The organism is Arthrobacter sp. NPDC056727, assembly GCF_042790555.1.
GTDB lineage: Bacteria > Actinomycetota > Actinomycetes > Actinomycetales > Micrococcaceae > Arthrobacter.
The window spans coordinates 118,969-142,755 of sequence record NZ_JBHTZA010000007.1; the positions used below are offsets into that span (position 1 = coordinate 118,969).

At 63.4% G+C, this 23,787-nt stretch carries 18 protein-coding genes and 2 tRNA genes; 8 read left to right on the forward strand and 12 right to left on the reverse strand.

Annotation, left to right across the window (positions count from 1 at the left end):
• Positions 1-14: 14 nt before the first annotated feature.
• The 12 genes from ACFRAH_RS09210 to dnaA form a co-directional block, all read right to left on the reverse strand.
• Positions 15-938, reverse strand: coding sequence for a DMT family transporter (locus ACFRAH_RS09210; protein ID WP_377990593.1), 924 nt, complete (start codon positions 936-938; stop codon positions 15-17).
• A 120-nt stretch (positions 939-1,058) separates the two neighbouring features.
• Positions 1,059-1,134 (reverse strand) — tRNA-Ala (locus ACFRAH_RS09215).
• A gap of 72 nt (positions 1,135-1,206) precedes the next feature.
• A complete protein-coding gene (locus ACFRAH_RS09220) occupies positions 1,207-1,332 on the reverse strand; it encodes a DLW-39 family protein (protein ID WP_377990594.1) in 126 nt (41 codons plus the stop codon).
• A gap of 62 nt (positions 1,333-1,394) precedes the next feature.
• Positions 1,395-1,468: transfer RNA gene (locus ACFRAH_RS09225), tRNA-Ile, on the reverse strand.
• A 98-nt stretch (positions 1,469-1,566) separates the two neighbouring features.
• Positions 1,567-2,229 (reverse strand): DUF3566 domain-containing protein, encoded by a 663-nt coding sequence (locus ACFRAH_RS09230; RefSeq protein ID WP_377990595.1) that lies wholly within the window; start codon positions 2,227-2,229, stop codon positions 1,567-1,569.
• Positions 2,226-4,961: a DNA gyrase subunit A gene (gene gyrA, locus ACFRAH_RS09235; RefSeq protein ID WP_377990596.1), complete on the reverse strand. Its 2,736-nt coding sequence runs from the start codon at positions 4,959-4,961 to the stop codon at positions 2,226-2,228. The genes ACFRAH_RS09230 and gyrA overlap by 4 nt, the downstream gene beginning before the upstream one ends.
• A gap of 57 nt (positions 4,962-5,018) precedes the next feature.
• Positions 5,019-7,109, reverse strand: coding sequence for a DNA topoisomerase (ATP-hydrolyzing) subunit B (gene gyrB / locus ACFRAH_RS09240; RefSeq protein WP_377990597.1), 2,091 nt, complete (start codon positions 7,107-7,109; stop codon positions 5,019-5,021).
• Between the two features lie 427 nt (positions 7,110-7,536).
• Positions 7,537-8,094, reverse strand: a complete 558-nt coding sequence (locus tag ACFRAH_RS09245; RefSeq protein ID WP_377990598.1) for a DUF721 domain-containing protein — start codon at positions 8,092-8,094, stop codon at positions 7,537-7,539.
• Positions 8,081-9,283: a DNA replication/repair protein RecF gene (gene recF / locus ACFRAH_RS09250; RefSeq protein ID WP_377990599.1), complete on the reverse strand. Its 1,203-nt coding sequence runs from the start codon at positions 9,281-9,283 to the stop codon at positions 8,081-8,083. Before recF ends, ACFRAH_RS09245 begins: the two co-directional genes overlap by 14 nt.
• A 60-nt stretch (positions 9,284-9,343) precedes the next feature.
• Positions 9,344-10,249, reverse strand: a complete 906-nt coding sequence (gene gnd / locus ACFRAH_RS09255) for a phosphogluconate dehydrogenase (NAD(+)-dependent, decarboxylating) (RefSeq protein ID WP_377990600.1) — start codon at positions 10,247-10,249, stop codon at positions 9,344-9,346.
• A gap of 70 nt (positions 10,250-10,319) precedes the next feature.
• On the reverse strand, positions 10,320-11,444 hold the full coding sequence (gene dnaN, locus ACFRAH_RS09260) for a DNA polymerase III subunit beta (RefSeq protein ID WP_377990601.1): 1,125 nt from the start codon (positions 11,442-11,444) through the stop codon (positions 10,320-10,322).
• 536 nt (positions 11,445-11,980) lie between these two features.
• The gene (gene dnaA / locus ACFRAH_RS09265; RefSeq protein ID WP_377990602.1) at positions 11,981-13,402 is read right to left on the reverse strand and encodes a chromosomal replication initiator protein DnaA; all 1,422 of its coding nucleotides are present in this window, start codon (positions 13,400-13,402) and stop codon (positions 11,981-11,983) included.
• Between the two features lie 469 nt (positions 13,403-13,871).
• Between dnaA and rpmH the strand changes: the two genes are divergently transcribed.
• The 8 genes from rpmH to ACFRAH_RS09305 all read left to right on the forward strand — a co-directional run bounded on the left by rpmH (position 13,872) and on the right by ACFRAH_RS09305 (position 19,617).
• The gene (rpmH, locus tag ACFRAH_RS09270) at positions 13,872-14,009 is read left to right on the forward strand and encodes a 50S ribosomal protein L34 (RefSeq protein ID WP_003800212.1); all 138 of its coding nucleotides are present in this window, start codon (positions 13,872-13,874) and stop codon (positions 14,007-14,009) included.
• Between the two features lie 40 nt (positions 14,010-14,049).
• Positions 14,050-14,475, forward strand: coding sequence for a ribonuclease P protein component (rnpA, locus tag ACFRAH_RS09275; protein ID WP_377990603.1), 426 nt, complete (start codon positions 14,050-14,052; stop codon positions 14,473-14,475).
• Positions 14,468-14,863, forward strand: a complete 396-nt coding sequence (yidD, locus tag ACFRAH_RS09280; protein ID WP_377990604.1) for a membrane protein insertion efficiency factor YidD — start codon at positions 14,468-14,470, stop codon at positions 14,861-14,863. Before rnpA ends, yidD begins: the two co-directional genes overlap by 8 nt.
• A 15-nt stretch (positions 14,864-14,878) precedes the next feature.
• Positions 14,879-15,859, forward strand: a complete 981-nt coding sequence (gene yidC / locus ACFRAH_RS09285) for a membrane protein insertase YidC (RefSeq protein WP_377990605.1) — start codon at positions 14,879-14,881, stop codon at positions 15,857-15,859.
• Positions 15,859-16,422, forward strand: coding sequence for a protein jag (locus ACFRAH_RS09290; RefSeq protein WP_377990606.1), 564 nt, complete (start codon positions 15,859-15,861; stop codon positions 16,420-16,422). Before yidC ends, ACFRAH_RS09290 begins: the two co-directional genes overlap by 1 nt.
• Positions 16,423-16,441: 19 nt before the next feature.
• Entirely contained in the window at positions 16,442-17,092 is a 651-nt protein-coding gene (rsmG, locus tag ACFRAH_RS09295) for a 16S rRNA (guanine(527)-N(7))-methyltransferase RsmG (RefSeq protein WP_377990607.1), read from the forward strand.
• An 85-nt stretch (positions 17,093-17,177) separates the two neighbouring features.
• Positions 17,178-18,230: a ParA family protein gene (locus ACFRAH_RS09300; protein ID WP_377990608.1), complete on the forward strand. Its 1,053-nt coding sequence runs from the start codon at positions 17,178-17,180 to the stop codon at positions 18,228-18,230.
• Between the two features lie 67 nt (positions 18,231-18,297).
• Positions 18,298-19,617: a ParB/RepB/Spo0J family partition protein gene (locus tag ACFRAH_RS09305; protein WP_377990609.1), complete on the forward strand. Its 1,320-nt coding sequence runs from the start codon at positions 18,298-18,300 to the stop codon at positions 19,615-19,617.
• The last annotated feature ends 4,170 nt before the right edge of the window (positions 19,618-23,787 follow it).

Here is a 23,787-nt window from a genome sequence, read left to right on the forward strand (position 1 = left end):
GTGCCACGGGCGCTTTAGTCCGCGCCCAGCTCCGCAAGCGGACGTTCTTCCGGCGGCTTGCCCCGCCCGCCTTTGCCGTTCCGCTGACCGGACACCACGACGGCGAGGCCCACCAGGATGAGCGCGAGCCCGGCGTACGTGCCGGCCGGCAGGGTCTCGTTCAGGAACGCGGCAGCCAGCAGCGCGGCACCGGGTATCTCCAGCAGGATGATCATGGACACCAGCAGCGGGCTCATGGTGGCCAGCAGGTGGTTGAACGCCGTATGTCCCACCAGCTGGGCGCACACGGTGATGGCCAGGATCCCCAGCCAACCGCCGGCGTCGAACCCGGACAGGGGCTGGTTGGTGGAGATCGCCAGCACGGCCACGAGCACAGCGCACATGCCGTAGCAGAGGGTGGTGTAGGTCCCCGTGGTCATGCTCTGGCGGGCCCGGCCTCCGGCCAGGGTGTAGATGCCCGCGAGAAGTCCGCCGGCCAGGGCCAGGAGGTCGCCCAGCAGCGCGTCCGGGGAGGTGCCCATGTCGAACCCCGTAATGGCCACTACGCCGCCGAAGGAGATGCCGAGGCCCACCAGGACCTGCCAGCGGTGCCGCACGCCGCGGAAGAGCTGAATGATGGCAATCCACGCGGACTGCAGGCAGACGAGGGCCGTAGCGGCGGCAACGGAGGTCAGCTGCAGGGACGTGATGAAACAGGCGAAGTGCAGGGCCAGGGCCACGGCTGCAACGAGCGACCAGCGGAGTTCATTGCCCCCGATGCGTCCGAACCGGCGCGGTTTCCGGATCAGGGTGGGGGTGGCCATAACGGCTGCCGCGATGGCATTGCGCCAGAAGGCGATGGCAAGGGCGGTGACGGTGGTGGCGCCCAGCGTCGCGGCGATGAGCGGCCCTGACGAAGCCACACCCAAAACGCCCAGGGCAGCAAGGAAAAAGTTCACGCCTCCCACAGTAGTGGGCCTGACAGTTGAGCCTGCCGAAACACGTGGCGCCGTGGTTTGCCCGGCGATTCCCCAGGCAAAGCAAAAGGCCCCGACCGTTTCCGACCGGGGCCTTCCTTATGGTGGAGGCACGGGGACTCGAACCCCGAACCCCCTGCTTGCAAAGCAGGTGCGCTACCAATTGCGCCATGCCCCCATAAGAAGCAACCCGTCCATCATACCCTAGTCCCGGAGGCTGGCTGACCAGCTTCCGCGCCGGGGATCCGGGCTATTCAACCTTGTCGGTTGATTCGCTCCAGACTGTTTTCCGGGCTTCGGATTCCTGCACCCTTTTCTTGTAGAAGAGGACGCCTGCGACTGCAGCTGCTATGACCAGCAACTTCTTCACACGCACCCCGTTCCGGCGGGATTCCTGGAAATCCTGCCTGACTTCGACTTGAACCTGTGCAGGTTCCGTGGGCGTACCAGGACTTGAACCTGGGACCTCTTCGTTATCAGCGAAGCGCTCTAACCGCCTGAGCTATACGCCCCGATGCCTCATCGGGCCGAGACATGACTCTACAGCACATCCCGGCCCGATCTCAAATCGAGGCATTCCAGCGGGGTTTTTCCGCGGAATTACGGGGATTTAGTCGTCCGTCAGGGTCACGCCGATGCCGCCAACAAGGGTTGCCGAGATGTTGTACAGCACCGCCGAGAGCATGGACAAGGCTGTGAGAAGAACCACATTCACGACGGCGATGATCGTGGCGAACGACGCCACCTGGCCGAGCGATGCGACCTTCTTCAGTTCGAAGCCGCCGCCCTCGGAACCGGCGAGGGTTCCCAGCAGGCTGTCCACCTGGTCAAAGATGCCGGTCAGGTCCAGCACGGTCCACAGCACGATTGCGGCCACCACCGTGACAATGCCGAGCGCGACCGAGAGCAGGAACGCCATTTTCAGGACGGACCAGGGGTCAACCTTGCTGACCAGGAGCCGGGCGCGGCGCACCTTGGCCTTAGGGGCCGGCTTGACCAGCCCCGCGGCACCGGGCGCACCCTGGGGGCGCTGGCCGGGGGCCGCCGGGCGCTGGGCGGGAGCCGCGGGCCGCTGGCCCTGCGGACGCTGACCTGCCGGGGCACCCTGGGGACGCTGTCCCGCTGCTGCAGGACGCTGCCCCGGAAGGCCCGACGGCGCGGCCGGGCTCTGCTGGGGACGCACCGGGGCATTCACCCGGGGAGCGGATGCCGGCTGACGCATCCCGCCGGGACCATTACTGTTCGGCTTGGGATATGAGTCGGAATTACTCACTCGTTACCTCCGGTGTTGTCTTCGTTCGCCTCAGCATCGCCGGACGTTCCTTCTGCTTCATCGGCCAGTTCCGAAGCCGCCTGCGCGGAATCCTCGTCTGGTCCGGCATCTTCAGCCAACGTTACGTCATCAGCAGCGATAGCCAAGATTTCTGACGCACTGGGTTCATCGGCGTGGTCGGCCTCGGACTCCCGCTCGGCGCTGGCCTCAACCTCGGCTTCGAGGCCGCGTTCGGTGTTGCGGGCCACCTCGATGATGCGGTCATTCTTGTCGGGCTTCGCGAAGATGACACCCATGGTGTCGCGTCCCTTGGCAGGGACGCCGGCCACGGATGAACGGACCACCTTGCCGCCGCCCATGACCACGAGGACCTCGTCTTCCTCCTGGACCACCAGGGCGCCCACAAGGTCACCGCGTTCCTCGGCGAGCTTGGCCACCTTGATGCCCAGGCCGCCTCGTCCCTGGAGCCGGTACTCCTCGACGGCGGTGCGCTTGGCGTAGCCGCCTTCGGTCACCACGAAGACGAAGGATCCCTCGGCCACCACGTTCATGGCGAGCAGTTCGTCATCCTCACGGAACTTCATGCCGGTCACGCCGGACGTGGCACGGCCCATGGGGCGGAGTGCGTCGTCGGTGGCCGTGAAGCGGATCGACTGGCCCTTGCGGGACACCAGCATGAGGTCGTCCGTTTCGGAAACCAGCTGGGCGGAGACCAGTTCATCCTCCTCCCGGAGGTTGATGGCAATGACACCGGCGGACCGGTTGGTGTCGTAGTCCTCCAGCCTGGTCTTTTTGACCAGGCCGCGCTTGGTGGCGAGCACCAGGTACGGCGCCTGCTGGTAGTCCGTCAGATCGAGCACCTGGGCTATGTGCTCGTCCGGCTGGAAGGCCAGCAGGTTTGCCACATGCTGCCCCTTGGTGTCGCGGCCGCCCTCGGCAAGTTCGTAGGCCTTGGCCCGGTAAACGCGCCCGAAGTTGGTGAAGAAGAGCAGCCAGTGGTGCGTGGTGGTCACGAAGAAGTGTTCCACCACGTCGTCGCCGCGCAGCTGGGCGCCCTTGATGCCCTTGCCGCCGCGCTGCTGCGAGCGGTAGTTGTCGCTCCGCGTGCGCTTGACGTAGCCGCCGCGGGTGATGGTGACCACCACTTCCTCTTCGGGAATGAGGTCTTCCATGGACATGTCGCCGTCGTAACCCATCAGGATCTGCGTGCGGCGGTCGTCCCCGTGCTTGGCAACGATCTCGGCGAGCTCCTCGCTGATGATCGAGCGCTGGCGTTCCTCCGAGCCGAGGATCGCATTGTATTCGGCGATCATCGCTTCGAGTTCGGTGTGCCGGTCCTGGATCTTCTGGCGTTCCAGGGCAGCGAGCCGGCGCAGCTGCATGTCCAGGATAGCGCGGGCCTGGGTCTCGTCGATGTCCAGCAGCTCCATGAGCCCGTCGCGTGCGGCCTCCGTGGTGCTGGACGCGCGGATCAGTGCGATGACCTCGTCCAGCATGTCCAGTGCCTTCAGGAGCGCACGCAGGATGTGCGCTTCTTCCTCGGCCTTGCGCAGGCGGTAGCGGGTGCGCCGGGCGATGACATCCAGCTGGTGGGTGACCCAGTGCCGGATGAAGGCATCGAGGCTCAGAGTGCGCGGCACTCCGTCCACGATCGCCAGCATGTTGGCGCCGAAGTTCTCCTGCAGCTGCGTGTGCTTGTAGAGGTTGTTCAGCACCACCTTGGCGACGGCGTCACGCTTCAGGACGATGACCAGGCGCTGGCCGGTGCGTCCGGACGTCTCGTCGCGGAGGTCCGCGATGCCCTGGACCTTGCCGTCCTTGACCAGTTCGGCGATCTTGATGGCCAGGTTGTCCGGGTTCGCCTGGTAGGGCAGCTCGGTGACGACGAGGCAGGTCCGTCCCTGCAGCTCCTCGACGTTGACGACGGCACGCATGGTGATGGAGCCGCGGCCCGTGCGGTAGGCGTCCTCGATGCCCTTGTGGCCCAGGATGGTGGCGCCGGTAGGGAAATCGGGTCCCTTGATGCGCTTGAGCAGTTCCTCGAGGAGCTGCTCACGGCTTGCGGTCGGGTTGGCCAGGTACCACTGGACGCCGTCGGCCACCTCGCGGAGGTTGTGCGGCGGGATGTTCGTGGCCATTCCGACGGCGATGCCGGAAGACCCGTTGACCAGCAGGTTGGGGAACCGGGCCGGGAGGATGGTGGGTTCCTGGTTCTTGCCGTCGTAGTTGTCCTGGAAGTCGACGGTTTCCTCGTCGATGTCACGGACCATCTCCATGGCGAGCGGTGCCATCTTGGTTTCCGTGTAACGCGGGGCGGCAGCGCCGTCGTTGCCGGGTGAACCGAAGTTGCCCTGGCCCAGCGCCAGCGGGTAGCGCATGGTCCAGTCCTGGATGAGGCGCACCAGCGCATCGTAGATCGCCGTATCACCGTGCGGGTGGTACTGGCCCATGACCTCGCCCACCACGCGGGCGCACTTGTTGAAGGCACGGTCCGGGCGGTAACCGCCGTCGAACATCGCGTAGAGCACGCGGCGGTGGACGGGCTTCAGTCCGTCACGGACGTCAGGAAGTGCACGGCCCACAATAACGGCCATCGCGTAGTCGAGGTAGGAGCGCTGCATCTCCGTCTGCAGGTCCACCTGCTCCACGCGGTCGATCAGCACGTCGCCCTCCAGCACCGGCTCCGTACCGTCCGGAGACTCGGCCGGGACCTCAGGTGTTTCGTCACTCATAGTCTGTATTTTCCGTTTCAGGTATATGTCAGTTCTGGAATATCAAGCAAGTAGCCGCTAGATATCCAGGAACCTGACGTCCTTGGCGTTCTGCTGGATGAAGTTTCGGCGGGACTCCACATCCTCGCCCATCAGCACGGCGAAGATCTGGTCGGCAGCTGCCGCGTCCTCCATGGTCACCTGCAGGAGGGTGCGCCGGTCCGGGTCCATGGTGGTGTCCCAGAGCTCGGTGTAGTCCATCTCGCCCAGACCCTTGTAGCGCTGGATGCCGTTTTCCTTCGGAATGCGGCGCCCTGCTGCCTGGCCGGAGACCAGGACGGCGTCACGCTCACGGTCGCTGTAAACGTAGTCGTGCGGTGCGTTGGACCACTTGATCCGGTACAGCGGCGGCTGGGCCAGGTAGACGTAGCCGTTCTCGATCAGCGGGCGCATGTACCGGAACAGCAGCGTCATCAGCAGGGTGGTGATGTGCTGGCCGTCAACGTCGGCATCGGCCATCAGCACGATCTTGTGATAGCGCAGTTTGCTGAGGTCAAAGTCCTCGCCGATGCCCGTGCCGAACGCGGTGATCATGGACTGGACCTCGTTGTTGCCGAGCGCCTTGTCCAGGCGCGCCCGCTCCACGTTCAGGATCTTGCCGCGCAGCGGCAGGATGGCCTGCGTCTCGGGGTTGCGTCCGCGCTTGGCCGACCCGCCTGCCGAGTCACCCTCAACCAGGTAGACCTCGCACTTCGAGGGGTCCTTGGAGGAGCAGTCGGAGAGCTTGCCCGGCATGCCGAAGGACTCCAGCGGGCTCTTGCGGCGTGCATTGTCGCGGGCCTTCCGCGCTGCCATGCGGGCCTGTGCAGCAGAGATGGCCTTGCGGATCACGTCACGTGCAGGGCCGGGGTTGCGCTCCAGCCAGTCACCCAGCTGGTCCGTGACCACGCGCTGGACGAAGCCCTTGACCTCGGAGTTGCCGAGCTTCGTTTTGGTCTGGCCCTCGAACTGCGGCTCGGACAACTTCACGGAGATGACAGCCGTCAGGCCTTCACGGATGTCGTCGCCCGTGAGGTTCTCTTCTTTTTCCTTGATGATGCTCTTCTCCCGCGCATAGCGGTTGATGAGCGAGGTCATCGCGGCGCGGAAACCCTCTTCGTGGGTGCCGCCCTCGTGGGTGTTGATGGTGTTCGCGTAGGTGTGGACGCTTTCGGAGTAGGCCGTGGTCCACTGCATTGCCATCTCGACGGCGATGTGCCGCTCGGTGTCCTCGGTCTCGAAGGCGATGACGTCCTCGTGGACCACATCCACCTTCTTGCTCGAGTTCAGGTGCTTGACGTAGTCAAGGAGACCTTCGTTGTACTGGTAGACCACCGTGCGGTGCCCGGCGAGGACCTCGCCCTCGGCCACCACGCCGTCCAAGTCAAGGTCACCGGCTTCGTCCGTGCCGGCTGCTGCCTGGCGCTCGTCCGTCAGGGTAATGCGCAGGCCCTTGTTGAGGAAGGCCATCTGCTGGAACCGGGCGCGGAGCGTCTCGAAGTCGAATTCCACGGATTCGAAGATGCCCGCGTCCGGGTAGAAGGTCTGGGTGGTGCCCGTCTCGGCGGTTTCCTCGCCCTGCACCAATTCGCCCTGGGGCTTGCCGCCGTCGGCAAAGGACATCCGCCAGACGTGGCCCTGCCTGCGGACCTCGGTGTTGACGCGGCTGGAGAGCGCGTTAACGACGGAGATACCCACGCCGTGGAGTCCGCCGGACACGGCGTAGCCACCGCCGCCGAACTTGCCGCCGGCGTGCAGGATGGTCATGACCACCTCGACGGTGGGCTTGCCCTCGGTGGGGTGGATGTCCACCGGGATGCCGCGGCCGTCGTCGACCACCTTGACGCCGCCGTCGGCCTGCAAAACAATCTCGATGTGGGTGCAGTAACCCGCCAGGGCCTCATCAACCGAGTTGTCCACCACTTCGTACACCAGGTGGTGCAGGCCGCGCAGCCCGGTGGAGCCGATGTACATGCCGGGCCGTTTCCGTACGGCCTCGAGGCCCTCAAGTACGGTAATGTCGCTGGCGCCGTACTCCCGCGGTGTGGCCGTCTCCGCCGGGTTGCCGGTGGTCACGGCGTCCTCCGTTGCGGGCTCCACTGCCTCGATGTCTGCATTGTCGTTAGCCACAGGCGCTTTCGACTCCTCTATGTTCGATGATGGCCGGCCTCCGCCCTTCGCCGAAGCAAAAGGCATCCGCCAAAAGGCACGTCACTGGCGGCACCCGCTACCCGGTTGACCGCGGAACCGCTCCCGCGCAGAAAGAAGCGCTGGAAAACGGACTCAGTCAACGTTTCACCGGCGCCCAGTTATCTAGGGGAATTCTATCGTGAAACGCGGTTGAAACCCGCATTGGCGGGGTGTGGGCGCAGGCCAATATGCCGCTGGCTGGCCATTGGCCCCGCCTGCAAGGCCCCAGCAGTCCCCGTTTTGGGGTCCTATACGGCCGACGGCGGTTTGAGCGCCCTGCACGCCGTTTCCGCTTTGTTCACGGAAGGCACAACCGGCGGGAGCTGAACCGACGGATTTGGCCAGCGCCGTCGCCGCTTTGCCGGGTCTATCCGTACGTATCCCGCGGGCCGCGCCCGTTGACGGTGCGTCCGCCCTTGCGCCAGTTCGGGGCGGCCGGGCCGAGCACCTGGATGCTCGTGACCACGCCGTCACCAAGTTCGGTGCGGAACTTCTCCAGCAGGCTCATGCTGAGCAGGCGGAGCTGCGTGGCCCAGGCCGTGGAGTCGCACCTGACGTGGAGGGTTGTGTCGGTGAAGCTTTCGGGCGTGCAGTGGGCGGCGATTTCCGGTCCCACCAGCGCCGGCCACTCTGCCATGACCGAGCCCACGGCCACCGGAGAGGTCCAGCCACGCTCGGCCACCAGCCGGCCCACGACTTTTCCCAGGCCCAGGGGGTCGCGTCCGGTGGAGTGAAACTGGCTGAAGCCCCGCGTTCCCTGCGCTGCGGTGCGAGGTTTTTGTCTGGCGCCTGCCGGCGGCGCTTTCCGGCGGATCTCGCCACGGGCCGCCGCCGCCTCCCGCATCCTGTTGAGTGCCGCCTGGGCAGCATCGATTTCATCGGGATCGCGGCCGGGCTGAAGACCGCCGTCCTTATCCCTGTTCATCGATTCCTCCCGGGATTACCTTCACCCGCCGGCCCGCCAGCTCGTCCGGAATGTCGGCGTCGACGGCGGCGGTCACCAGGACCTGCTCGGCGCCGGCGACTATTGCGGCCAGTTTACGCCGCCGCTGCACATCGAGTTCGGCGAAGACGTCGTCCAGGATGAGGATCGGCGCGGAGCCTCCAGTGCGGGCGTCGTCAAGCATGACGTAGTAGGACGCCAGCCGAAGGGACAGACACATGGACCAGGTTTCTCCGTGCGAGGCGTAGCCTTTGGCCGGGGCCTGGCCGAGCACGAGTTCCAGCTCGTCCCGGTGCGGGCCCACCAGCGAGATGCCCCGTTCGAGTTCCCTGCGGCGGGACGCCGCGAAGGCCTGCACGTAGCGTTCGGTGAGCTCTTCCACAGACAGCAAGCGGAGATCCTCTGCCGAATTCTCCGGCGCTGACGGTGACGCCGAAGCGCCGGCCGGCTCGCCGTCGTCGTCCATCATGTTTTGCAGTGTTGAACGGTAGAGCGCATCCGCGTCCTTGGAGCCATCAGTGAGCTGGGCGTATGCGTTGTTGAGGTGCGGCCGGATTCGCTCAACTAGCTCCAGCCTCGCGTGCAGCAGCTCCGCACCGGCGCGCGCCATGTGCTGGTCCCAGACATCGAGCGTGGCTTCGTGGCCGGCGGTGAATTTGCCGGCCCGTGCGGACTTGAGCAGCGCGTTGCGTTGTTTCAGCACCCTGTCATAGTCGCTGCGGGTGGCCGCGTGCCGCGGAATCAGGCTCACCAGGAGCTCGTCAAGGAACCGACGGCGGTTCGACGGATCGCCCTTGACCAGGGCCAGGTCCTCCGGGGCGAACAGGACCGTGTGGCAGATGCCCAGCAGGTCGCGAGCCCGGACGGGGTTGCTGCGGTTGATGCGTCCGCGGTTGGCCCGGCCGCCGTTGATTTCCAGCTCCAGGACGGTGGACTGTTCACCCCGGACCAGCTTCGCCCGGATCATGGCGCGCTCTGTGCCGAACCGCAGCAAGGGGCCGTCGGTGCTGACCCGGTGCGAGCTGAGGGTGGCCAGGTAGCCGATGGCCTCCATCAGGTTGGTCTTGCCGATTCCGTTGGAGCCGACCAGGACCGTGACGCCGGGCTCAAACCGGAGATCCACCTGGGCGTAGCTGCGGAAATCGGTCAGGGACAGGTGTTCTAGGTACACGCGCTCTTCAAATTCTCGGGAACCGCCGGCCCGGAAGCCCTACGGAACCCGGACAAGGAATTACTTGGCCGGACGGGTGGCATGACCGCCGAACTGGTGGCGAAGCGCGGACACCATCTTCATGGCGGGCGAGTTGTCCTCGCGCGAGGCGAAGCGCGCAAACAGCGCAGCAGTGATCGCGGGGGCCGGCACCGCATTGGCGATCGCCTCTTCCACGGTCCAGCGGCCTTCACCGGAGTCTTCGACGTAGTCGTCGATCGAAGCCAGTCCGGGATCCTCGTCCAGGGCTTTCACCATGAGGTCCAGCAGCCAGGACCGGACAACTGTTCCCTTCTGCCAGGCGCGGAACGTGCCGGGCAGGTCGGTGACGATTTCCTTGGCGGCGAGGAGTTCGTAGCCCTCGGCGTAGGCCTGCATCAGGCCGTACTCGATGCCGTTGTGCACCATCTTGGCGTAGTGGCCCGCGCCGACGGCGCCCACGTGGACGAAGCTGTCGGCGCGGTCGCCTTCCGGACGGAGTGCATCAAAGACCGGAAGCGCGCGTTCGATGTCCTCGGCGTCGCCGCCTGCCATGAGGCCGTAGCCGTTCTGCAGGCCCCAAACTCCGCCGGAGACGCCGCAGTCGGCGAAGCGGATTCCCTTTTCGGCCAGGGCAGCGGCGTGCTTCTGGTCCTCGGTGAACCGCGAGTTGCCGCCGTCGATCACCATGTCGCCGGGCTGCAGCTTCGCACTCAGCTCGGTGATGACGGCGTCGGTGATTTCACCGGCCGGGACCATGACCCAGATGAGTCGCGGCGCGGGAAGCGCGGCGATGAGTTCATCCGTGGAGGCCACATCGGTAACGTCCGGGTTGCGGTCGAAGCCCGTGACCTCGATCCCGCCCTTGCGCAGCCGTTCGCGCATGTTGAAACCCATTTTTCCAAGGCCGATCAGTCCGATGTGCACGGTAAGAACTCTTTTCTGCATTGGGTGACGGGTGGGCCCACGCCGCCAGGGTTCCCTGGCCGAGCTTGCGAGGGGAGGGTGGCGGTGGGGATTAGTTGGGCAGACGCACTGGCATCACGAGATAGCGGTAGTCGTCCTGATCTTCGCCGTCGATATCGTTCTGCGCGGTGATCATGGCGGGCTTCGGTGCCGTGGTGAACGAGAAGCGCACGAACTTGGTTTCAATCACGCTGAGGCCTTCAACCAGGTAGTGCGGGTTGAATGCCACCGTGATGTCATCGCCGGACAGCTGTGCCTCGAGCTCTTCGGATGCCTGGGCGTCCTCGCCCGTGCCGGCGTCGAGGTGCAGCTGTCCTTGGGTGAAGGCGAGCCGGACCGGGGTGTTGCGTTCCGCCACGAGGGAGACACGGCGGACGGCCTCCACCAGCTCCTGGGTCTGCACGGTGGCGTGGATCGGAGTGGAATCCGGGAACAGCGAGCGGATCTTGGGGTAATCGCCGTCGACCAGCAGCGACGTCGTGGTGCGGCCGCCGCTCTCAAAGCCGATGAGCCGGCTGTCGTCGTCGGCGATGGCCAGATTGATGTCCCCGCTGCCACCCAGAGTCTTGGCAACCTCGTTGAGTGTCTTGGCCTTGACCAAGGCACTGGTTGAGATTCCCGGGGTGACCGGCTTCCAGGGCACTTCCCGCATGGCAAGCCGATAACGGTCCGTGGCCAGGAGCGTGATGAGGTCGTCCTCGATCTCCATCCGCACGCCCGTGAGGATGGGAAGGGTGTCGTCTTTGCTGGCCGCAATGATCACCTGGGAAACAGCCTGGGCGAACGCGTCGCCGGCGACAGTTCCGGTGATGGTGGGCAGCGGAGGGAGAGGCGGGTATTCCGCCTCGGGCATGGTGGCCAGGTGGAAGCTGCTTCGGCGGCAGGTGAGGGTCACTTTGTTGCCGTCGGTTTCGATGTCCACCGGTGCCGAGGGCAGGCTGCGGCAAATGTCGGCCAGGAGCCTGCCGGAGACCAGGATGGTGCCTTCCTCCCTGATGTCGGCAGGAATCTCGAGCCTCGCTGAGGTTTCGTAATCGAAGCTGGACAGGCTAACGGTACCGGATTCGGCCTTGAGGAGGAGGCCGGAGAGCACCGGTACGGGCGGCCGCGGAGACAACGATCGGGCTGTCCATGTAACGGCTTCTGCCAGGACGTCCCGTTCGACTCTGAACTTCACGGAAGGGTGCCGCCTTTCATTGCTGCTGCCATTTTCTGAACGGGAACTCCCGAGGAGCCCACAAGACCATTGCCCCCGAATCCCGGAACCTGCATGGTCCGCGCATGGCCGACCTCAAACAGACCCAGGGATGGGAGCGCTGCAGACAGCTTAGCCGGAACAACAAGAATTTCCCCATCCCCGTCTGTGATGCCGGCTCTGCCGGCGTTCGGGCTGCCGATGCTTTGGCCGGTGCGGAAGGTCCGGGAACGAGATTGTTGTTTGAGGGATTTCAATTTTTTGGGATTAGTAGTGTTAATAACTGCTGTGGAAACTGTGGATAACCCCGTTCTCCGGCTCGGATCCGCGGTTAAGCCCTGTTCATGGACTGTGGGTTCGGCGTGTTTTAAACAGGCTGTGGATGGGGACAAAATTTTTGGCCTGTTTCGGTGATCCACAGACGCCTTAAGGGTTTTAAGCCCATTAACCGCGGTTGTCCCCTTAACTGTCCACAGGGTTATCCACACGCACCTGTTAATAAGGTTAAGAACCCCGGATCAGGAGTCGCGCTGCTGCTGCTTGATCCGGTTGGTGAGCTCGGTGACCTGGTTGTAAATCACACGTCGCTCGGCCATGAGTTCACGGATCTTGCGGTCGGCGTGGATCACGGTGGTGTGGTCGCGGCCGCCGAGCTCCTGGCCGATCTTGGGAAGTGACATGTCGGTCAGCTCACGGCACAGGTACATGGCGATCTGCCGTGCGGTCACCAGCGTGCGGGTCCGGGACTTGCTGCAGAGCTCCTCCATGCTGAGTTTGAAGTACTCCGCGGTCTGCTGCAGGATCTGGCTCGAGGTGATTTCCTGGGCGCCGTCGTCGGTGATGAGGTCCTTGAGCACCATCTCCGCGAGGGCAACGTCCACCGGCTGGCGGTTGAGGCTGGCGAACGCGGTGACGCGGATGAGCGCGCCTTCGAGTTCGCGGATGTTGCTGGCGATCTTCGAAGCGATGTACTCCAGCGCGTCGTCCGGGGCGGAGAGGCCTTCGCTGAGGGCCTTCTTCCGGAGAATGGCGATGCGGGTTTCCAGTTCGGGCGGCTGGATGTCCGTCAGCAGGCCCCACTCGAAGCGGGATTTCATCCGGTCCTCGAACCCTGCGAGCAGCTTGGGCGGCTGGTCCGAGGTGATGACCACCTGCTTGTTGTTGTTGTGCAGCGAGTTGAACGTGTGGAAGAACTCCTCCAGCGTCCGGTCCTTGCCGGCCAGGAACTGGATGTCATCGATCAGAAGGACGTCCACGTTGCGGTACGTCGTCTTGAAGCTCGCGCCTTCGTCGTCACGGATCGAGTTGATGAAGTCGTTGGTGAATTCCTCGGAGTTGACGTACCGGACGCGGATGCCGCTGTAGAGGCGGCGGGCGTAGTGGCCGATGGCGTGCAGCAGGTGCGTCTTGCCCAGACCCGAGTCTCCGTAGATGAACAGCGGGTTGTAGGCCTTTGCGGGGGCTTCCGCCACAGCGACGGCCGCGGCATGGGCGAACCGGTTCGAGGATCCGATCACGAAGGTGTCGAAAACGTACTTGGGGTTGAGGCGGCCGAATTCATGCGAGGTGCTCGGGAGCATGGGCTGCGGCTTCTGCTCGATTGAGGGATCGTTTGCGAGGGAAAGCTCGACGGCGGGTTCGGGCTCCTCGTGGATGGGAACCAGATCGGTGTCAACGTCGATCGCGCAGCGGATGTCGTCAGAGAAGACGTTGCGGAGCGCGTCATCGAGGGCGTCTTTGACCTGGGTCTGGAGCACTTCCCGGGTCAGTTCGTTGGGCACAGCGACGAGAAGGGTGGAACCGATGAGGCCCTGGGCCTGCGCGAGGATGACAAAGCCGCGTTGCCGGGGCGAGACGCGGTCGTCCTGTTCGAGAAGGTTCACCACGCGCCGCCAGGAACTTCCGACAGTGTTGGCGTGGTTGGCTTCGTCTACTGTCATCAAATTTGGTTCCTCAAAGCTTGCTGTCTGCATTACATGCAGCCGCAAGCGTGAACCAGGGTGCTGGCCCGGCTTAATCCACAGGGTTATGCACAGTCCGTGGATAATCGGCTACTGAGACACTCTAGGGGATGAAAAGCCTAGAAGATAGCTGGGAAGTGCCTTGTGGATAATTACACCGTTGTGGTTCGAAAACGGCGGTAGTGAGCCGCTTCATCCACAGGTTGGGGACCCCGTTAGCCACAGCTGGGGAAACACGCGGGGTGGCCTGCTGGTTTGACTCCCCATAGCGTTTTGCCCTACCGTTGTGGAGTCCTTTGTGCCTGCTTTGTGAACCCATTTTGGACTTCCGGACGCTCCGCGTGTTTCGGGAAATCACGGGAAGCAGACACATACAAAACTTAGCGTCGGCCAGTTCTTCCCCTTACTGATCGGGTGGGCGCACCTTTGATCCACTGGAGTAACTAACGTGAGCAAGCGGACTTTTCAGCCGAATAACCGCCGTCGGGCCAAGAAGCACGGCTTCCGCCTTCGTATGCGCACCCGTGCCGGCCGCGCCATCCTGGCCGCCCGCCGTGGCAAGGGCCGCACCGAACTGTCGGCCTAAATACTGACTTGTCGGTCTTCTTCCTTTTGCGAGATTAGCGGTGCTTGCCACCCGGAACCGCCTGAGGACTTCAACCGATTTTTCAACAACTGTACGTTCCGGCGTCCGCAATGGACGCCGGAACGTAGTGTTATATACGGCAACTATTGGAGCCGACGAACCCAGCCGCATCGGCTTCATCGTGTCCAAAGCTGTCGGGAACGCTGTTGCCAGGAACCTCGTTAAGAGGAGACTTAGAGAAGCCGGCGCTGTCTCGCTGCGTGAGTACGGTACCGGATTCGCTATTGTGGTGCGTGCTTTGCCCGCTTCTGCAACAGCCAGCTGGGATGAGCTCCTGGCGGACTACAACGCCGCCTTGGAAAACACCATGAGGCGGCTGGCTGGCCGCCTTCCGGCGGTGACCGGAAAACGGCCGGCTGGAACGCAACCGGACGCAACAACACAGGAAGGGACACAGCGTGCTTGACCCGACTGCCGCCGTCGTCCGTTCCCCCAAGTCCGCAGCTGCGGCCGCGGGCCGATTCCTTTGGAACCTGCCCCGCAACATCCTTATTCTTCTGCTCCTGGCCTACCGCAAGGTGGTTTCGCCCTTGTACGGCCAGGTTTGCCGCTTTTTTCCCTCCTGCTCGGCGTATGCGCTTGAAGCAGTCACCGTCCACGGCGCCGTCAAGGGCAGCTGGCTCGCGGCCAGGCGCCTGGCGCGCTGCCACCCGTGGAACGCCGGTGGCGTGGACCATGTCCCCGCCGGCCACCGGGAATGGCCTGAAAACCGGACCCCCAGAATTGTTGTGCTGAATAACCCGGACAAGTACCTGGCTGCTCAGACTGATGGAGAAGGCCGCGCTGCGGCCTGACGAATAGGGAATCGTATGGACTTCTTTGGAACAATCATGGCGCCGTTCAAATGGCTGGTCTCAGTCATTATGGTCGGCTTCCATGACGGCTTGAGCTTCATCGGCCTGCCGGCCGCGAACGGCTGGACGTGGACGCTGTCCATCATTGGACTGGTTCTGGTTATCCGTGCCGCCCTGATCCCCGTGTTCGTCAAGCAGATCAAGGCCCAGCGCGGAATGCAGCTGCTGCAGCCGGACCTGAAGAAGATGCAGGACAAGTACAAGGGCAAGACCGACCAGCTTTCGCGCCAGGCCATGGCGCAGGAGCAGATGGCCCTGTACAAGAAGCACGGCACCAACCCGTTCTCCGCCTGCCTCCCGATGCTGATCCAGATGCCGTTCTTCTTCGCGCTGTTCCAGGTGCTTTCCGGCATCAGCTCCGCCAAGGCGGGTGGCCAGGGCATCGGTGCCATGAGTCCTGAGCAGGTCAAGCAGTTCGACGAGTCCAGCATCTTCGGTGCACCGCTCTCCGCGACCCTGCTCCACGGCACGCCAGTGGGCGGCAACGTCGTGGCGGTTTGGATCCTCTCCATCGTGATGATCCTGGCCATGACGGCCTCGCAGTTCATCACGCAGAAGCAGATCATGGCTAAGAACATGTCCGAAGAGGCCATGGCCAGCCCGTTCATGCGCCAGCAGAAGATGATGCTGTACATCCTGCCCATCGTCTTCGGTGTGGGCGGCATCAACTTCCCCATCGGTGTCCTGATCTACTGGACCACGACCAACCTGTGGACCATGGGCCAGCAGTTCTTTGTCATCCGACGCATGCCGACGCCGGGGTCCCCCGCCGCCAAGGCCCTCGCCGAGCGCCGTGCCGCCAAGGGCCTTCCGGCTCTTCCCATCCTGGGCGGCAAGAAGGCCGACGCCGAAACGGAAGCAGCTGCCGCCGCTGCGGTTGCGCAGGCCCGGACGCAGCGCACCCAGCCACAACGTAAGAACAGGAAGAAGAAGTAATGTCTGTTGAGAGCTCTGAACACGCACTTTCCGCTGACGCCAGCGAAGACCAGGAATCCGTTGCCGGCACCGTGAATGCGGGCAAGGGCACGTCGGCAAGCCGCCTCGAAGAGGAAGGCGACGTAGCTGCCGACTACCTTGAGGAACTGCTCGACATTGCCGATATCGACGGCGACATTGACATTGAGGTCCGCAACGGACGCACGTACATCTCGATCGTGACCGAGGAAGAATCCGCCGGGCTCGAGAGCCTCGTGGGACACGACGGCGAGGTTCTGGAGGCCCTTCAGGAACTCACCCGGCTCTCCGTGCTGTCCGCGACGGAGAACCGCTCACGGTTGGTTCTCGACATCAACGGCTACCGGAAGGAGCGCGCGGGCCATCTGCAGAAGATCGCTGAGGACGCCGTCGCTTCCGTCAAGGAAACCGGCGAGGCTGTCGCCCTGGAGCCCATGAGCGCCTACGAACGAAAGATCGTCCACGACGCCGTTGCTGATCTTGGGTTCGTCAGCGAGTCCGAGGGCGAGGGTGCCGGCCGGCACATCGTCGTTTCCGCCGACTGAACCGTTGGCTGACTTACTGATGGTTGAAATGACGGCAGCTGAGCGCCAAGCGGCGGAGAAGATCTTCGGAGACCGCCTGGGCCTCGCTGAACGGTATGTCGAGCACCTGGCCACGTCCGGGACCGAGCGCGGACTCATCGGTCCCCGGGAGATCCCCAGGCTCTGGGGACGCCATGTCCTGAACTGTGCGGTCATCGAAAGTGAAATTCCCCAGGGCAGCCACGTGGCTGACGTCGGAAGCGGTGCCGGCCTGCCGGGCCTTTGCCTTGCCATTGCCCGCCCTGACCTCGAGCTGACCCTCATCGAGCCACTGGAACGCCGGGTGATCTGGCTGCAGGAGGTGGTTGATGACCTCGGCTTGAGCAACGTCACCGTCATGCGCACCCGTGCCGAGCTCGCCGTCGGAATGGTAACGGCCGACGTCGTGACCGCCCGTGCGGTATCAGCGCTGAGCAACCTTGCAGGCCTGACCATTCCGCTGCTCGGGGGCGCGGGCGAAGTTGTTGCCATCAAGGGCCGCAGCGCCGCCGACGAGATCGAGAAGGCAAGCAAGGTCATCCGCAAGCTTGGCGGCGTCGAGACATCGGTGGTCACCGTTGGCCAAAACCTGCTCGAGGAACCCACCACGGTGGTGCGGATCGTAGTTAAGAAGACCCAAAAGAGCGCCTAGCACCGCAAGGTGCCGCGGGTCCTTAGGCTGTAGCGGTTAGGCTAGAGAACGGCAGTGAAGGCCGAACGAGAGTGAGTGTGTCCCAGTGACCAGTAGCGAAACCTCCACGCAGCGGATCCCCCCGTTCGTGTCCTTGGGGTCGGCGCGGGCCTTTGGCGTATCGCCGGTCGCTACGACAGTAAGTCAATTCAATCCGGTTGCAGGAACCAGCGCTCAGAAGGTTTCACGTGAAACCGCGGCCCGCGGAAATGTCCTGGACACCCTGGATGACTCAAGTCCGATCGCCCGTGAACTCGCGCACGAGAACAGGCGGCGGGAGCGGCTGCTCGGCCGCACCCTGCCGAAGCCTGAGAAGACACGAATCTTCACAGTTTCAAACCAAAAAGGTGGTGTGGGGAAAACCACCACAACTGTCAACATCGCTGCGGCGCTGGCGGCTGCAGGCCTGAACGTCCTGGTCATCGACATCGACCCGCAGGGCAACGCGTCCACGGCTTTGGGCATTGAGCACCATGCCGACGTCGACAGCATCTACGATGTCCTGATCAACGATGTGGCGCTCGAGGACGTAGTGGCGCAGTGCCCTGACATCAGCAACCTCATCTGCGCCCCGGCCACCATCCACCTGGCCGGCGCTGAAATTGAACTGGTTTCCCTGGTGGCGCGGGAGCAGCGCCTCCGCCGTGCCATCGACGTCTACGCCAAAGCCCGGCAGAAGAAGGGCGAGCAGCGGCTGGACTATATCTTCATCGACTGCCCGCCCAGCCTGGGACTGCTGACCGTCAACGCCTTCTGCGCGGCCAGCGAGGTACTCATCCCCATCCAGTGCGAATACTATGCACTCGAAGGACTGAGCCAGCTGCTGAAGAACATCGAGATGATCCAGAAGCACCTGAACGCTGACCTGGAAGTTTCCACCATTCTCTTGACCATGTACGACGGGCGGACCAACCTGGCCGCCCAGGTCGCAGCCGAAGTCCGGCAGCACTTCCCGGACCAGGTCCTTGATGCTGTGGTGCCCCGCTCCGTGCGGATCTCCGAGGCACCGAGCTACCAGCAGACGGTCATGACCTACGACCCATCCTCCAGCGGCGCGTTGTCCTACCTGGAAGCCGCAGCGGAAATCGCTGAGCGTTAGAATTTTCCAAACACAGCAACAGCCGGAGCCCGGCATGGCCGGGCTCTTCCGATGGAGGGAATCATCCATGAGCGATAAGCGACGCGGGCTCGGTCGCGGTCTTGGCGCACTCATTCCAAGTTCCGCTTCCGCAGGCGCTTCGGGTAACGGAGCAGCTCCGTCGCGCCCTGTGGATCTCTTCTTCCCGGAGGCGCGGAAGACGGCTGAACCGGTTCCGGCTGCTGAGCCGGACAAGCCTGTCCTCGATGACGCCCCCGCACGCCGGTCCGGCCGGAAGTCTTCGGCTCCGGGCTCGGCTGAGGCGCCAGCTGAGGCTGCCGCCGGTCCGGACGCGAAGACGGCTTCGGATGGAACGAAGGCCTCGTCCGCCAAGTCCGCTGCTTCGGTTAAGGACGCCGCGGCCAAGCCCGCGGCTTCGGATCAGGATGCCGGGAAGTCCGGTGGCGTTCGCCCGGAATCACCCGCCGTGGCTGAGACGGCGGGTGATGATGCTTCGGCCGAAAATGCCGCCGTCGGGCGGAATGCAAAGTCTGCTGCCGTTTTGGACAACGACGTCGAACTCGTCGAGGTGCCCGGCGTCCGCTTTGCCGAGATCCCGGTCACGGACATCCATCCCAACCGCAAACAGCCGCGTACCGTCTTCGATGAGGACGACATGGCGGAGCTTGTTCACTCGGTTCGCGAAATAGGCGTTCTCCAGCCAATCGTGGTGCGTACTTCAACCGAAACGGGTGGAGAGCCGTACGAACTGGTGATGGGTGAACGTCGCTGGCGTGCGGTACAGGCTGCTGGCCTGCCCACGATCCCGGCGATCGTCCGGGATACGACGGACGACGACCTGCTCCGCGACGCACTTCTGGAGAACCTGCACCGCAGCCAGCTCAACCCGCTCGAGGAGGCTGCGGCGTACCAGCAGCTCCTGGAGGACTTCGGCACGACGCACGAGCAGTTGGCCGACCGGATTGGCCGTTCACGCCCACAGGTGTCGAACACCCTCCGCCTGTTGAAGCTGCCACCGCTGGTGCAGCGTCGTGTCGCTGCCAATGTGCTTTCGGCCGGCCATGCCCGCGCACTCCTGTCCCTCCCCGATGCTGCGTCCATGGAGCGTTTGGCCCAGAAGATCGTGGCTGAGGGCATGTCGGTTCGCGCCACGGAGGAAGCGGTCACCTTGCACCGTGAGCCTGCGACGCCGGCCAAGAACAACATCCCCCGCCCGGGGGCACGTCATGAGCGGCTGGACTACCTGGCCTCCTCGCTCTCGGACAGGCTCGACACCAACGTGAAGATCTCGCTCGGCGCGCGCAAGGGCCGTGTCAGCATCGAGTTCGCCAGCGTGGAGGATCTCAACCGCATCATGGACGTCCTCGCACCAGGATCAGACAACTAAAGAATCAGTCGAAGATCAGGGCCCGCTCATACGAACGGGCCCTTTTCGTTTAAGACGGTTGAATGTTGGTTTCATGAGGACGGGGCAACGCTGTACATTCGGCACGTTGGCTACTGATTCTGTATTGGCTTCATCGGGGTGGTAGATGTCGCGGGCTGAGATGCATGATGCACCTGCCAGATACGATTGGATGCCGTGTTTGGCCCTTCTCCGCCGCGACCCGGGTTTATCGCAGGGACTTTGGTTCGTTCTTGCTTTTAGAAGGAGACAGGAGCCGTACGACGGCCTGAGAGCCTTCAAACGTCTACGGTGTCTCGTTTCCCGCCCTCATGGCGCGGTCTGGATCTGTGGCGCTCCGGTCTCTTCTGGAGAGGATCCGAGATGGCACTGTGGGGTTGTTTGAGCTTAGGGTGGACGGCCGCTCCAGGTCGCTGTGCTACCGCAGGGGCCCTTCTCGCCGCGACTTGGGCTGCGCGCAAGGTCGGGCCGGTATGTCGATGCTGCCCATCAGCTTCAGGCGTGCATGGTAGTGAGTGTCCGTTTCACGTGGAACCACCGCCATGAACCTCGGTCAGTTCACGGATTCTGACGCTCACGGAATCCCACGTGCCCCGATGTGTGGCTTCCGTATGCGGGTGATTGGCTTGCATGGGCCGTACGGGCGGTTCTGGGCTTCTCCGAACGGTCACCGGGGCCGCGCCTGCGAGCCGCTACCAGCTGAACGAGCGTGGTAGGAAGTGATGCATGGCCATTCGGGCGGACGGCACGACTGCGTTGGACGTGATGAATGGCTCTCCCCGGCCAGCACTGCCCCTGCACGGGCCTAGGCGTTTCACGTGAAACCCGCCGACGAGCCGACGGATGCCGCCCATGCTACGCGACAGGACTCTCCCGGGCCGGTGGTTTCAGTGAAACAAGCGACGCGGCGCGATAATCTTCGACGCTGGGCGATGATCTATCACCGCGTGAAGTCCGGTGTGCCCGTCTATGGTTCATGTCCAGCCTGGCAGAACCGGGTGCCTGGCAGAACCGCGTAGTGGCCTGAGATGTTCGGCCGATACCCGATCCGGTTCCTGTCCGCTGGAGCGTGGTTGTCCTTGCCAGTGGCAAACAACAATCTGCACTGGGTCATGCCCAGGGCTGCAGAACCGAATGGCCTGCCGCTGGCTCACTGAAAGGTGCCGGATCCGGAACCTGCTCCAGGGCCACGCCTGCGCGGGCACAGGGACCCATCGCCGATGCGAGCTGAATGGGTACTGGGCGTGCAGAGTGTCTTGGCGTCCGCAGGTGGCCCGTGACTTGCCCGGCGCCGCAGGCAATCTCGCTTGGCTCGTGGCATGGAGAGAGGAAACTCCGGCTAATACCGGAGCAGCCCGGTGGGGCTGCCAAGTCTGTCCACGATGGTCGTCACAGCTCACTGCTGAATCAGGTCACCGGGCCGTCGGCGGTCCCGCCGGGACCCCTAGCGGCACCTGGTCCCCTATCGTGCAGGCTGCTTCGTTGCCGGTCATGGCGTGTGTTGGGAGTGGGTGGGTTGGCACGTACAAGACCTTGGACACGCATACGAGTGCGGGGACTTGTCTGGACTGGTGCAACTAGGCTTCAATCCTTGCTGACTCTCCGGGCTGCACCCCTAGCCGACCCTGTTTTTGGAGAAACGTCTTTGGCATCTGGCAGTCTTGTACGTTCCCGCCAGCAGATGACTCTTATGGCCTCAGTGTCTCCGTTCGCGCCAGCTGCGAACACCGTCATGTAGCTTCGTGGCTCCTTGGATCATGTCGGTTGGTGTTGAGAGTAACTGGCTGGATCGAGCGACGGCGGTTTCTTTGGACACCCGCGCCTATCGCTGCCAAGGTTTCACGTGAAACGGCGCGCTGGAGCACTTGCCGTTGGCGCTCGAGTGCACGTGCCCCGAGGTGACCTTCGCTGGTTCGGCACGACCTGTGGAGTCGTTCACTTCAAACCTCTCCCTGCGGAAACGTACCGGCGACTCCAACGTTGGACTGCGTGGCTGAGGATACCCTGCCTCTCCCCCGCTGCCGGTCTTGTCGTCCCTCATAGTATCGAAGGCCGCCGTCGCCAAGGACACTTAGACGACCTGGCCAAATCGAAGTCGTCAGGCGTTCCGCCACCCGCGTCCGCAAGTTGGCCACTGAGCACCGCTGACTCCCTCACGCGCGAGCTCGGCTGGATCTGGACGATGCTTCCCAATGTCCGGACTGGCTAGGCCCCGGCACTTGAGGGCCTCGACCCGGCAAGTCGAGATGGTGATAAACCGGTGGATAAGCCTGTGGATAAACCTGTGGGTAAAGTTGAGGGTGTCCGCCGCATCACGTCCCTGTGATTGGTGTCCGCGGTCCAGGATGAAGCGATCGAAGCGCGGACCGCCCCCGCCGGCTTCCGAGCGTTTCACGTGAAACCGTGAGGGAAGATCCGCTCGCGACTTTCGGACGTGCAATGCGCTTGTTTCGATACGCCAAATCTAGCGAATACGGTTTCCGGAAACGTGGTATCAAGCACTGTTCAGTGAGCTGCGGCGCGCCTCCTCGCTTCAGCAACTCGGCGGCGAGGCTGGGTGTCTTGATTCTGCAGCCGGCGCCACAAAGGTCTCGAGCCGAGAGAAGTGTCACAGGCCTGGACCGCTCGAGTTTCAGCTGTGGATAACCCGGTGGATAACCCTGTGGATTCGACTGTGGATAACACTGTGAATAATGTCATGTCTTGTCCCAGCAAAACGTCGCATGAACACCACCCCTTGGTGAGATGCGCTCGTTCCAGGGGTCGTGAAATGCACTGCCCGGGATGCGAACCGAACGCGGCTAGCGGACGGCGAAGCACCATCGTTTAGTCCGACTGGCGGTACAAACCCCCGTGCCGGCATACCGGTGTGCAGAAATGGCTTGTCGCCTTGATGAAGGAGGAAGGATACTTTGGGCCGTCTTCCGAGTCCCCAATTCACCTGCACCGCTTCTGCGGCCGCTGCCGTTTTGATGTGCAGCACCCGGGTTCATAGGTGGCCCTGATGGCGAGGGCAGTTGGGAAGCTTCGAATACGCAGGCTGGCCGGACTTATCTACGGGTGCGGTGCAGCACCTAACACGTTGCAGCTGCTGCATGGGCTGTACACCATCACCATCACATCGTGGAGTACTCTGATTCGAGACTCGCACCGCTCCTTGTGTTTCGTGTGAGCCTGGCACTTCGTGCGGGCCGTTCGAGGCAGGCACTAGCTGTCATGTGGCCTCCATTTTCGGTCTCGACCGCCGCGTTGTTGAGAGGCCACCATCCGGTTGTCTCCTGGCGACACTATGCAGTGCGCTGCTTAGATCAGTGCCAAGTCGAGGGGTAGTGGATGAATGGACCGCTGCTATTTATGGTGGCTACATCAAAGAGGCCCAGTAGAGCCGCCCTCAGCAACACCCGCCAACTTGTCGACCAGCCGAAATCCTGGGACGCTGACGCTGCCTGTCGCCATCATGTCGGTATGTCTGATGAGCTGGTGGCGCTGGCCTGATGTGAATTTACTGTCCTCTTCATCTGGGTTATTTCACTGCACCGGAACCTGGCCTATCCGGCCCTCGACGATCGAGGGATCGAAATGAGGGTCTTCGTGGAGATTGACTCCAGGGGTAGGCGCGGGCAGAGTATCGGCAGGAGTGTGGCCGCCGAGCGGTGTAGTTCCGCCGGATCGCGACAAGGTGCTGTCAGTCTTCGTGCACAGGCGGTAACGACACCAAGTCTTGGCGCGTCCTCGCGTCCTGTTCTTTCAGTGATTCCGCGAGCACCTCAGTGCAGCAGATATTAAGATTACTGAGCTTATTGCGCCTGCTTATGACGGGACGAGCGCATTGCCATTCGCTACTGTGCCGGGACATTGAAAGGATGCTTAGCAACTCGGTGTCGTTGATGCATCGCATGTACTCATCGCGTCGGACCTTTCGGTTTCACGTGAAACACGCCGCCTGCCGCCCGGGACTCCGTGAACGGCGGAGCGGCGGCGTGGGATCCCTTGGGCTGTAGCCATCCGTGGGGAAATGCGACTTGGTGACCGTCCAAGGACCGGCGCGCAGGGCGGTGCGCTGCTGGACGTGGAACCCCTGTGCGCAGCAGAGGCAAGATACTGTCCCCTAGATTTGGCACGTTGGTCTCGTGGTAACGGGCGAGCCTGGCG

Bases quoted from the DNA above. Each gene is read 5' to 3' on its own strand.
- ACFRAH_RS09245 (WP_377990598.1), bottom strand. From the start codon at position 8,094: ATGAACAGGGATAAGGACGGCGGTCTTCAGCCCGGCCGCGATCCCGAT.
- gyrA (WP_377990596.1), bottom strand. From the start codon at position 4,961: ATGAGTGACGAAACACCTGAGGTCCCGGCCGAGTCTCCGGACGGTACG.
- rsmG (WP_377990607.1), top strand. From the start codon at position 16,442: ATGGTTGAAATGACGGCAGCTGAGCGCCAAGCGGCGGAGAAGATCTTC.
- ACFRAH_RS09290 (WP_377990606.1), top strand. From the start codon at position 15,859: ATGTCTGTTGAGAGCTCTGAACACGCACTTTCCGCTGACGCCAGCGAA.
- gnd (WP_377990600.1), bottom strand. From the start codon at position 10,249: ATGCAGAAAAGAGTTCTTACCGTGCACATCGGACTGATCGGCCTTGGA.
- yidC (WP_377990605.1), top strand. From the start codon at position 14,879: ATGGACTTCTTTGGAACAATCATGGCGCCGTTCAAATGGCTGGTCTCA.
- dnaA (WP_377990602.1), bottom strand. From the start codon at position 13,402: ATGACAGTAGACGAAGCCAACCACGCCAACACTGTCGGAAGTTCCTGG.
- ACFRAH_RS09305 (WP_377990609.1), top strand. From the start codon at position 18,298: ATGAGCGATAAGCGACGCGGGCTCGGTCGCGGTCTTGGCGCACTCATT.